Raw genomic sequence first — 13,382 nt, 5'->3', positions numbered from 1 at the left:
GAAAGTGTAGTTAACGTTTTAAGGGCTAAAACCTAAAGTGGGCATCTTGGCACTTCCAATATAACCGGAGGAATTGAAATGAGAAAGAAAGTCCTTTCGGCTCTTCTTCTTGTGCTCCTGATTGCTTCGACTTTTCCCTTTGGTGGCTTTTGGTTCATCGGCCCCGTTGCTGCCCTCGATTCAAAGCCCGACCTCGAGATTCGGGATGTCAGGTATTCCCTCGATATAAGCGGCAATCCAGTTGTAACTGCCCTTGTGGCAAATAACGGGAGCGATTCCGGCCCGTTTAACGTCACATTCTATTTTGCAGAGCCCTTTGAGATACCAATCCCAGTAGAAACCCAGTTTGAGTGGACAAACGTTTCTAACATCATTGGAAGCGCCGTCGAAGTTCAGGGAAACGGGACCTACGCCGGCACGGTGGTTTTGGAATCGAATGGAAACTTCACGTACAGGATGCCGTTCGCGGTGAACTTCTTTGGAGTGCCCTCGGATAGACTCTTTGTGAGCTCAGATGGCTGGGTTGGGTTCATCCCAGAAGGGGCCGCGATGCCCTTTGCCGGCACCATTGATGGCGGTTTCTGGCATCTGAACGTCTCAGATGGCTACGTTCTCGTGACAAACCTTTCTGAATCGGTCCTTATTGAGTGGCTGGGTTCCGGGGAAGAGACCGTGAATTTCCAGGTGCTTATAACAGAGAACGGAACCGTCGTCTGGCGCTATCTTCTGGGAGGAGATGGAGCATGGGGCGGCTACTGGGTCTCAATCGCAGGCACCTGGAGGGGTTTAAGGCCCGAGAACGGTAAAGCCTATCTGCTGGAGATTCCCGACGTTACACCCATTATCAGAGACGTGCCCGTTGAGGAGCTCTCCGCTGGAGGTGTGAGAAGCATAGACCTCCCGTCGCCTATTTCCCATGGCTACGTCCTCGTTGTTGCAGATAAGGAACTTGAGACCGGCGATGAGAGGCCGGAAAATAACTTTATGAATGCCGGGATATGGCCCGGCGACTACTGGATTGAGAACGCAACAGTAAGGAACGAGCCTTACCCCGGAGGGGACCTGGAGGTTGGTGTAAGGGTAGGAAGCACTTCACAGCGTCCGAGGGCGAGGGTAGAGCTTCTGATGAACGACACAGTTGTTGCAACCACAGAGCTTGCGGAATGGGACTTCAACAACGGAACAGCGGACACAACGGTCAGATGGGATACGGTATTGCCCGGCAACTACACCCTCAGCGTCCGTGTCGTCTCGGATGATGATGTAAACCCGGATAACAACCAATACACGATAGGAGATTACTCCTTCCCACTACCGGATTTTAGGGTGGATGGAATCTCCGTAGAAATGCCCGAGTGTACTGGCGGATGGATGACTGTTCAATTTAACGTAACTAACTCTGGGGGCCAGTGGGATGGGTCCGTTGAATACGAGGTGTTGGTCGGAACATCCAATGGGACCGAGAGCAATAAGGGCAGCGTAATCCTCTGGGGAAACACCGGGCACGCCTTTGAGAGTTTCACCGTCCCCCCGGGAACGATAGAGAACGTAACAGTCATCATAGACCCCGACAACAAAGTCCCCGAGAAAAACGAGGCCAACAACGGGGACACGGATGGGATTGGAAGAAACTACCCACAGGTTGACGTGGCCATAACCGATATGGACGCCCCCGCAACCGCGACCTCGGGGGACTGGTACACCGTCAACATCACACTCGAAAGCAATGCCTGCTTTGATGGCCCCATTGACGTCAGCCTATACGAAAACGGCAACGTTTCAACGTCAGAACGGTACTATGGGATAAACGGTACCAAGGAAGTCAGGCTGAGCTGGAGTCCAAGGGAAATTGGAACCTCAAGCCTAACGGCAACAGTTGCCGTGGAGGGGGACCCAAACGAAGACAACAACAGGGTCTCCACGACGGTAAACGTTCTCGGGCCCGATTTTCTCATAACAAACGTTACCCTTGTGAGCTTTGATGGTATCGCAGGAAGCGAGGCCGTTTTCAACGTTACCGTAAAAAACACGGGAGCGTCGTTCGACGGCTATTTCTCGGTTGAAGTTATGGGCGGCCTAGGGTACAGCTCGGGGCCCGGCACAGACACGACTTATGTCTCGGGACTGGAAAGAGGGGAGTCAAAAACCGTAACGCTAAGGGTCTATCCCAACGGGGGAACCAACGAGCTGTCGTTTGAGGTTGACCCCGGAAACAGAATCCCCGAAACAGACGAGTCCAACAACGGGTTCACGTACGTTCTCAATGTTCCTCGCCCCAACTTCATCGTCGAGGACGTTAATGTACCCAGAGACGTCGTTGGCGACGTGGAGGTAAACGTGACCGTGAAGAACACCGGGGCCCCGTACAACGGCACCCAATATGGGCTTTGGGTCATCCTATCAACAAACGGTTCAACGGACTGGGTACCGTTCTACGGGCTCATCGGTCAAAACGAGAGCACAACACTGAGGGGAGACCTCCATATCCAGGCCCCGGGAGGGGTCGTTAACGCAACCATCGGGAGCAACGTTAACGAAACTTCAAAGCTCGACAACAGTCTCCTCAAGGGGTTCTCAACTGAGTGGCCTGACCTTGTGGTGAGCGTTGAGCCCATGGAGGTTGCCGTTGGGGAGGGAACCTTCAAAGCGAGAGTGGAAAACATTGGAAATGCCACGATAAACCTCAACGGCGGGATATTCCTGACCTACTCGGTTACCTACGAGAACGGAACGCCGTACAACGGGGTTGAGCGGATATCCGGCTATCCCCTGACGATTGCCCCGGGTGCTTCCAGGGAGGTTACGCTAGAAATTCCCCTCAAATCCGGGGAAAACAAAATATCTGTCCTCGTTGATGCTTATGATGACATCTCCGAGGCGAACGAAAGCAACAACGTTGCGAATACAGTTGTTAATGCGGGAGTCCCGGACTTCTCAATTGAACGCATCGCCGTTCCCGAGGAACTGCTCAATGGGAGCGCCTTCGTCAACAAACTCTACACAATCAACGTTACGATAGTCAACAGGGGGAGCAACTTCAGCGCATACGATGACTACCTCTGGGTTTCCCTTTTGGTTGATGGCGTGGAGCAGTCCGTGTACACCACAAGAAACCTGGCCGGTAACGAGTCGTGGAATCTGAGCGTTGCCTCCAGGTTTTCCCCTGGAAAGCACAACGTAACCATAGTGGTTGACCCCCAAAACTATTGGCAGGAGTCCAACGAGTCCAACAACCGGGTTACGTTTGAAACCGGCTTCCTCAAGGGGCCCGACCTTGTTCCTGTTGGGGTTACCTGGAGCCCCCTGAACTTCTCCGCAGGGGACAGGGTGGAGTTCACTATATACCTTGAAAACCGCGGAGGAGGGGTTTACCTCGGCTATTACCCCTCGCCCCTTTACGTCCAGGTTCTCGGTGAAAACGGCGTTCTGGCCGAAGGATACGCCTATTCATGGGACCTCGGGCTTGAGATGAGACTCAACGAAACGGAAAAATTCACGTGGACGTGGAGCTCGGCCCTTCCCGGAAACGTTACCCTGAAGGCCATAGCGGACTACGATGGGGTTATTGAAGAGTCCAATGAGTCAAACAACGTCCTTCTCGTCCCATTGGGAGAGACCGGTAAGTCGGACCTCACCATCCGAAACCTGAGCATCGAAAGCCCCGCGTACTGGAAAACAATCACCCTAACTGCCGTTGTTGAGAACCTGGGAGACCCTCTCAGCCGCCCAATCCCTGTTCAGTTCTCCCTTAACGGACAGAGCAGGACGGTCTGGATTCCAGGCCTTGGAGGGAACGAGAGCAGGAACGTCAGCGCTGAAATGGTTGTCACCGGGGTCGGAAGCATCTCCGCAGGTGCCGCCGTTGACCCGTACAACTACATTCCCGAAACAAACGAGTCCAACAACGCCATCTCCAGAACCCTGGAAGTCCAGAGACCGGACCTGATTCTGGTCAACTACACGTGGGTTGAGGAAGACGTCCCAAGAGGATACCTGAGCTTCGACGTTACCGTTCTGAACGATGGTGGAGACGAGTACAGGGAGTTTGCACTGGGGCTTTACATCAACGGAACTCTCGCCTCGACCGTAAACGTTCCCGGTCTGAAGTCGGGAGAGCGCGCCACGGAGAGAATAAAGGCCCAGCTACCCGGTGAGGGGAACTTTACGATAACGCTTGCGGCCGACGCCCACAACATCGTTCCGGAGCTCAGCGAGACCAACAACAACGCCAGCGAGACCCTTCGCATTGAACTCCCGGATTTGATTGCGGAGGGCTTTGAAGTTCCCGAGATGAACGCCAACGAGAGGTTCATCCTCAACGTCACGGTCGCCAACGGGGGAAACGTCTCATCTCCGGGTTTCTACGTCAGCGTGCTTCAAAACGGGAGGGAGATAGGCAGGACGTGGGTTGCGGAAATCCCCGCTAACTCCTCGCTGATTGTTGGAGTCCCTGTGAAGCCTCTGCCCGGGGATGCAAACATAACCGCAGTCGTTGACTCCAGCGGGGCAATCGTTGAATCAAACGAGGGGAACAACGAGATAACAAGGACAGCCCACGTGAGCGCCCCAGATATAGAGGTTGTCTCATTCAACCCGGGAAGCTTTGAGTACTCCGGTGAAATTGCAAGCGCCACAGTTGTTCTCAGAAACACCGGCGATTATCCGACAGGGGTCTTTGACCTCACGGTCAAGTCAGACCGCGTTCTCGGCTCGACCTACGTGGAATCAATAGGGCCCGGAGAAGAGGTCGAGGTCAGCGTTCAGTGGCTCGTCGAGGGGGGCAACTACACCCTGAGTGCGGTCGCCGATTACAGGGGAGACGTTGTCGAGTACAGGGAAGACAACAATGAGGCCGGTGCAACGGTAAGCGTGCCTCTCCCGGATATCGTTGTTGAGAAAATCAACACCAGCAGGGCCAACGCCGGCGAATGGATGAGCGTGTTGGCTGTCTTGGCGAACAAAGGGGAGACCACGAAAAAGGGCTTCTACGTGGGGCTGTACGTGGACTCCATGCTGGCGGGAATCAAGAGGGTCTACGGGATTGATGGAAACGGAAGCACAACGGTGAACTTCACCTGGAAGGCAACCTACGGAAACCACACGCTTGAGGTCAGGGCGGATATCTACGGCGAGGTTGGGGAGGACAACGAATCAAACAACCGCATCTCAAAGAACGTAAGCGTTGACGACCACGAACCCCCGAGAATTCTCTCGTTCTACCCAACAAACGGCTCCTTCACCTCAGACCCGAGGGTCGGTGCCCTCGTAGCCGATGACGGGGCAGGAGTTTCCTGGGAGGACAGCTTTATCCGCCTGCTCCACAACGGGGTTGAAGTTCCCGGCTCAACGGCATACGCATCAGGCTGGCTGGTCTTCCACAATTCCACACACCTCGAAGACGGCAACTACACTGCCATTGTTTTCCTGAAGGATAGGGCCGGGAACACCGTTATTGGGGCATGGAACTTCGTCGTGGACAGGGAACCTCCGAGGATTGAGGTCAACGTGACGGACGGAGCAACCTACGAGGCCGTCAGTCCCGGGGTTAGGGTCGTGGACGAAGCCCTCAAGGGATACACCGTTCTCCTGAACGGCGTGAGGTTCAGCGGAGGAACAATACGGAAAGACGGACACTACGTTCTGAAGATTCTCGCGGAGGATATGGCAGGAAACATGGCAAACTACACCGTATTATTCTCGGTAAACGGACGGCCGTCGCCTCCTTCTGGTCTCAGCGTTTCGGTCTCGGGAGACACCGTTGAGCTCAGCTGGTTGCCAAGCGGGGACCCCGACGTTCTCGGTTACTACGTGTACCTCGACGGGAAGAGGATTAACGACGAACCCATCGAAGCGACGACCTTCAGAGACGCCCTTGGTGATAGCCTGAACTACTCGGTAACCGCCGTTGACCTCTCGGGAAAGAAGAGCGAACCCGCGTTGCCCACGGGAGTACGGCTGGGCATTGAAGCGGGCAGGCTCGCCGGGGAGTATCCCGCCGAGATTAACGTTACAGCAGAGACCTTAGACCGGCCCCTCAACGGCACCGTAACACTGGAAACCCTTGACGCCACGGGAGCGGTAACCAACAGGGTGGAGAATTACATCGAGCTAACTGACAAAGCGACGGTCGAGTTCAACCTAACGGTGCCTTCATCAACGGTCTCGCTGAGGGCCGTTTTTGTATCCGGGAACTCATCTACTTCCATTGAAATCCCCGTTGAAGTCCAGAAGCCGGAAGAACCGGAAATCGAGGCTGGAACGCTGAGAAGGGGTCTTCCTGAGAAGGTCGTCGTCAGGATAACCAACTGGGGTTCCGCAGACCTTTCAACGGAGGGTGCAGTTCTCAGCGCGGGAGGGGCAACGTGCGAGCTCATAGAGGGAGGGGAGAGCATTAAACCCGGGGAAACGGGCGTCCTCACTTACCGCGTTGTCCCAAGCGAAAGGGGAGTTCTCAACGTGAGCTTCACGCTGGGGAATATCTCCGCGGAGAGGACCGTAACCGTTAGAGACCCCGTTTCGAGCCCCGTTCTCGTCCTTACAGATGAATTTGTAAAAGGCGGCCGGGCCACGATAGCCGTCGTATTCAGGAACACCGGGAGCGCTCCCCTTGAGGTCAGGGGCGTTTCCACCCTTGGAATGAGGCGGGAAGTTTCCAGAACCCTCGAGCCCAACGAGACAGCTAGAGTTCGCTTCACCTACAACGTCCCGCTGGACGCACCCGATGAAATGTCTGTAAAGGCCGTCGTTGAAACCGACGTTGGCAACTTCAACGGCGGAGAACTCGTTGAGACGACGAGGCCACCGTACAACGCGAGGGTAACTGTGGGAGGAACCTACGACCTCGGTCAGGAGGTTTTCATAGCCGGTGAGGCGTACAGCTCCTCCGGCCCGGTTCCCGATGCCATTGTTCGCGTAGCGATAGCTCGCGGCGACTTCGTGAGGGTCTACTACGTGATTACCGACGAAAACGGAAGGTTCAACATGACCTTTAGGCCCCCAAAGAAGGAAGCGGGGCACTTCATCGTCAGCGCAACACATCCAAGCGTCGTTTCCCTCGAAGACGATGGGGAGTTCGACGTCGTTGGATTCACAATATCCCCCGAGGTTTACAAACTCCGCGTCTCCCAGATGTTCAACGGGACGATACGTGTCAGGCTATTCAACCCTCTCGGCTCCTCAAACGTTTCGACGTCCGTAAGCGCGCCTGAAGGCTACACCGTTGGAATTCCAGACAGGTTTGAGATGCCCAATGGAAACAGCGTCGTTGAGATAGACCTCGCCGGCATTGACGTCTCAAACGGCACAATAAACGTAACCTTCACAACAAACCTCCTTGGAAAAACCGTCGAGAGAACGCTCAAAATCGAGGTGGAGGTTCTTCCACCCCGGCCCCTCCTGAGGGCAAACCCCAACCACGTGGAGGCGGGAATCCTGACCAACGACAGCTGGAGCGGGACGGTAACGCTTGAAAACTACGGCTTCGAGGAACTAAGGGACGTAAGCGTGAACTCAACGATTCCCTGGCTGAAGGTCGTCTCAAACGTAACGTCCCTCGGGCCTGGGGAGACCGCGGGGATAGCCCTTTACGCCAGACCTCCCTCAAACGTTACAGGAACCTTCGACGGAGCCATCAGGGTAACGGCCTCGAACCACCCGCCACTGGAGATTCCCGTCAGGTTCGTTGTAACACCAGAAGAGCGCGGAGGAATAATCGTTGTAACGATGGACACGAACGGAACACGGCTTGCGGGGGCGAGCGTTGAGATTCTCAACGATTACTTCCACGCCAATGGAACAACGGACTCAAACGGAACGCTTTTGCTCCAAGACATCCCCGTCGGGGATTACACGGTCTTCATATCGAAGGCCGGCTACTACACCTACAGCGGCAGGATTGTCGTTGAAACCGGAGTCAACAGAACCGTTAACGCCGTCATGGTGCCGTCAACGATAAGCGTCGAGTGGGAAGTCGTCCCGATAACAATCCAGGATGTCTACACGATAAAGCATGAGATTCGGTACAAGACCTACGTTCCGGCACCGCAGATTGACATGCTAGGGGGAGACCTTGAAGTTTTCATTGACTACGAAAAGCTCGCGGAGATGGGCGTTGCGGAGATGAGGGGACAGGTCGTCGTTACCAACTACCACCCCTACGTTTCGGTCTTCAACGTCTCCCTCAAAGCCTCAGGAAGCCACTACGTTGACGTGAAGTTCGCTGTGGACAAAATTGAAGAACTCAAGCCCGGCGAGACGGTAGTTGTTCCCTACGTGGTCAGGGTCTACCACCACAGGTCTCCGCCGATAAACCCCTGCAGTCATGAGGACATGGTGCTGTCCCTGGACGGCGGCATGGTCTGCACAGAGGACGCCGGCCTTGTCCAGATAAACGCCCAGACCATCCATAAGATTTACGTTAAAACGACCTGCGACGGTTGTTTAAAGAGCTCGGCGCTCTTTGCGGGCAAGGCCCTCATGGAGGGGCTCATTAAGATACCTATACTAAATGAAGTGAGCGAAATCATTGATGACGTATCTGACGTGGTGGACTTAATCTCGGTTTTCAACGAGTCCGCGGTCGGGCTTAGCGAGCTCTACGACAGGTACGCCATGATGGTCATGAACCCAACCGACGAGAACATCAAAAACTTCAGCGTTGCTTTCAACGCCGAGAAAGACGCCCTGGCAAAGGCCGTCAAGAACGCGGGGATTGGGACTGCCTACGTTGCCTATCAGATTTCCGCGCTGAGCTTTGTGCCATTGGTTGACGAGAACGGCACTATCATCGGGTACTCGTATACGACCACCGACCCGCTGTATCCAAAGATAATTCAGAACATTGCTCAGGTAAACGAAGAAGAGGCTATTAAAGCGCTTTTAGACTACGAAAAAGACGATAAGATAGATAGCATTATTGACACTATTTCAGAGAAGGTTCCGATAGTAGGAAAGGTGTATGATGCAATGGACTTCCCGAAAAAGGTTGCAGAAGTTACCCCATACGCCATTCAGGCCGTTCTCAACTGCGCCGCCTGCTGGGCCCACTTCATGTGCAACAGCACCTCCTCGGCTAACATCTCAATTGAATCACAGATAGCAACGGCGAATTTCGTCTACGAAGAAGCTAACGGACCCTCCGGCTTCGGAGGCACCAACGTTTCGAATGGGGCCTGCGGTATTATTCCAAACACCACAAAAACCACCACAAGCACTTTAACGGGCATCTCTGACGGGAGCGGGGACTACTCCAGCCTGCACATGTGCGTTAACCTGGTGCTGACCATAGAACAGAAGCTGGCCTTCGAGAGACAGGGTTTCCAAGCATCGCTCAAGTTCACGAACACCAACGCCAACCTAAGCCTCGAAGACGTCAACGTTACAATAACGTTCCTCGATGCCAACGCCTCAAATGCCGACGACATGTTCTTCGTCAGGCTTGAAAACTCCGACGGGCTCTCCGGAGGCACGCTTTCACCGGGAAGCACGGCCAAGCTGAGCTGGCTTATACTACCCAAGCCCGGCTCTGCAAAGTATGCAAGAACGCGCTACTACGTTAGAGCGACCATAACTGGCCGCATTGGCAACGGAACGATAACCTTCGAAACATGGCCCGCGAGGATTGACGTGGAGCCCGTCCCACAGCTTGAGCTGGACTACGTCCTTCCAGGGAGGGTCTACGGGGACGACCCGTACACACCGGAGAAGGAGGAGCCTGTTCCCTTCGTCTTCGGGGTCAGGGTGAAGAACGTCGGTTACGGAACGGCCAAGAACCTGGTCATAGAATCCACTCAGCCGAAGATAGAACGGGCCAACTACCCAGGGATATACATAGACTTCAGCATCATCGGAACAGTCGTGAACGGGAGGAGCGTTCCCAACAGCCTGACGGTTGACTTTGGAGACCTTGGGCCCGGACAGAGCTCAACGGCTGTGTGGCTCATGATTGCCGAGGTAACGGGCGACTTCCTGAACTACACGGCCACGTTTACACACAGCGACGAGCTTGGAGGTGAAGAAACCTCGCTCATCAGGGAGGTCAGGACTCACTTCCTCGTGAGGGCATTTGAGGACACCGCGTACAGCGACGGCATGACGGACTTCCTGGTGGACGACGACCGCGATGGAGTGCCCGACGGGATAATTGACTCAACGGGACTTGACTTCAACGTCGTTCCCGTGAACTTCACCGAGGAATCCACCGGAGAAAGCCTTAGAATTCTGCCCGACGTCAGAACTGGAGGGTGGATTTTCCTGAGAATCCCCGCAGATGGAAACTCCACAGTTTTGAGGGACGACGGCTCAAGGCCGGTTCTCCAGTGGTGGGACAACGGAAGTCTGAACGTTCTCGACGTTGGAACTGCCGGGTTCTACGTGCTCAAGGTGAACAGTCCGCCGGTTCCTGTGATGAGAATCAAAAACGAAACCAACGGGGTGGTCTTAGACGGCTCGCTGAGCTACGACCCGGACGGCGAGATAGTGAAATATCTCTGGAGGCTCAACAACTCAACGTTCGAGGGTGAAACTGTCAGCGCAGCCCTTCAACCTGGAGAGTACAACGTTACGCTCACAGTCTGGGACGACCTTGGAAAGAACGCCTCCACATCACGGATACTCATCGTCTCATCTGGAGCGAAGTTTAGGGTTGCCCTTACAGTGAATCCAAAGGAGGGCACAGTTCCCTTCAACGTAACTGCAACGGCCAACATCACGAACACTGGCGACGAGGCAGGCAACTACACGGCGGAGATTCTCCTCGATGGGGATGCCCTGTTCGAGGACACCGTCTATCTTGAACCGGGCCAGTCAAAGCTCGTCGAGGTTTCAGCGGAGATAACCGAGCCCGGAGAGCACGAGGTCGCTATAGATAACGAGACCGTGAGAATAAAGGCGTATCGGGTAGTAACCGAGGAAATGAACGAGACTCTAAACTACACCAGGGACTTCGGGCACTACCAGAGCTTTACATGGAACCAGTTCCTTAAAGAGTTCTCCAACTGGAGCTCCCTCCTCCTTGATAACATCTCAGTCCCCGAGCTGGGGCTTCAGAACGAGAGCGTGAACGCTTCCCCCTGGGAGCTCGTTTCCACAGAGAGCAACCTGGGAATCGAAAACGGCTCCCTCGTGGCAGTTTATGGGAGAAACATCACGGTAACGGGAGTCCGTGAATGGAACGTTACGACGGTTCTCATCCACCAGAAAGCGGTTCTCAACGGCACGGCCACCCGCGAGGTTGACTCAGAGCCGCCGGTCGTAACGGTGTCTCCCGGAAGCGGAATTTACGACAGCATCTCAATCCTGAACATCACTGTGAAAGACGAAACCAACGTAACGGTTCGTCTTATTGTAAACGGCGTTGAGCAGAACGTTACACTGGTTTCAAGGCACGGCAACACTTCATTCCTGGAGGCAAGGCCCGAGCTGGAGAAGGGCAACAACACCGTCGAGGTCATGGCCAACGACTCCTTTGGAAACGCGGCGAGGGTTGAGAACTGGTACTACATCAACCCGGAGGCACCCAGCATCAGAATCACGAGCCCAGAGGGGAGGGTGTACAACGAAAACTCCGTCTGGCTCAACTACAGCGTGAGCGACGATGACCTCAAGGGGGCTGTAGCGTACCTCGACGGGGAGATAATTGCAGAGGGCTCAAACGGAAGCGTTCTGGCAACTCTACCGAGCGGGTGGCACAGCTTCACGGTTGTTGCGTGGGACGTTGAAAACAACGTCAGCAAAACGGTCTCCTTCAGGATAAACGACCCTCCGTCGGTTGATTTTACTTGGGCGGCGGACATGCTGGTCGTCCACTTCGCGGCGAATTCCTCAGACAGGGACGGTGTGGTTAGATACTTCTGGGACTTCGGGGATGGGAGAACTTCAGACGCACGGAACCCAGTTCACGTCTACGAGAGCGGGGGAACCTACACGGTAACTCTGACGGTTTGGGACGCCTACAACATGAGCTCAAGCGCATCCAAGGTCATTGATGTCTTCGCAAACGTAAGCCTCGCAAGAAACGAGAGCTTTGCTTACAAGAAGGACTTCGGACACTACAACACCTCCTCGTGGGAGGCTTTTGTAAAGGACTACGGAGCGTGGGTGAACGAGACCCTCTCCAAGGTTGCAGTTAACCTGACGCTCGACGAAATCTGGGACGTAAAAACCTCCCGCTGGAGCCTTGAGAACAGCTCCTCAAACCTGAGCTACGGCTCCGGCCATGGTTGGATTAACTCAACGTACTCGCGTCAGGTTATTGTCAGGGGAACTAGCGGCCATAACGTGACCACACTGCTCATCGTCCAGAGGGCAGTTCTCTTCGCCAGCGCCACGAACGAGAAGGACACCACCGGGCCGAACATAGCGATAATCAGTCCGATAAACGGCACATACGCCAATTTCAGTGAGGTACTCATAAGGGTCAGCGACCCCTCGGGAGTTACGAGCGTTGAAGCAAAGCTCGATGGAAAGGGGATAGAGATTGAGGGGTCAAACGGCACCTGGAGAGCGAACGTTACGGTCCCTACTGGCCACCACGTCCTGAACGTAACCGCAAAGGACGGATGGGGCAACGAAGCCTCGGCATCGGTCGGCTTTACCGTCAATGAAACCCTGCTGGTGAGGCACTTCAACGGGACGGAGGTTATAGTCATCCCCGGGGAACTCGGGTGCTCTTTCGGCGTTGACAACGGGACGATAGGAATTAGCCTGTGGCTCGGGGAGAATGGGACATCAATGAGGTTCCCGCTGGAAAGAACGGTTGTGATAGACGAGCGTCTTGGGGCAGAGACCTGGCTCGCCGTGAGCAGTGGTATGGAACTCCAGAGCGTTCTGACAAACGAGCTAGAGCTCACAAGGCGGGGGAAGAAGTACAAGAGAAACGTCATCAACGCAACTGTCGTAGGGGATGGCTACGCAGTTCTCATGATTCCGCGCAACGGTATGGACGTCGTAGCAGTCTATCTATGGAAAAACGGGACGAAAACGGCTCTTTCAACGGAGCGGAACAGGACATACTATGGAATCCTCGGAGATTACGTCTACGTGACAATCACAGAAGACCCAACGGTTGAGGTGATACTCGAAAAGGAACAGAATCCCGCGTTGACGAACAACTGGCTCATGCTCGGATTCCTCTGGGAGAGGTGGTATATGAAACTAAGCGGGGAGTTCTCGGAACTGCTTCAGAACGTTAGCACTACCAACAGCACGGAACTGGAGGGTGCCATTGAGCTCCACGAACAGGCCAAAGAATTCCACGAGAGGGGCCTTAAGTTTTATCCAACGGTTCCAGTGCGTTACGCGATTTATATGAGAAAAGCCTACATCCTTGAAAAGCGGGCACTGAACATTCTTAGAGGCCTTGTGCCGGTTTGAGCTTCTCTCCC

1 protein-coding gene is annotated in these 13,382 nt (G+C 54.6%); it reads left to right on the top strand.

The annotated features are described in order from the left end of the window. Nucleotides 1–78: 78 nt before the first annotated feature. A complete protein-coding gene (locus E3E30_RS01280; RefSeq protein WP_167728179.1) occupies nt 79–13,371 on the top strand; it encodes a CARDB domain-containing protein in 13,293 nt (4,430 codons plus the stop codon). Nucleotides 13,372–13,382 lie beyond the last annotated feature (11 nt).

Origin of the sequence: Thermococcus sp. 9N3 (assembly GCF_012027685.1) — an archaeon.
Lineage (GTDB): Archaea > Methanobacteriota_B > Thermococci > Thermococcales > Thermococcaceae > Thermococcus > Thermococcus nautili.
The sequence above is the reverse complement of the archived record's forward strand: the minus strand, read 5'-3'. Positions and strand labels throughout refer to the sequence as shown.

What these genes read in the sequence shown, in the direction of transcription:
- E3E30_RS01280 (WP_167728179.1), top strand. Translation starts at nt 79, where the DNA reads ATGAGAAAGAAAGTCCTTTCGGCTCTTCTTCTTGTGCTCCTGATTGCT.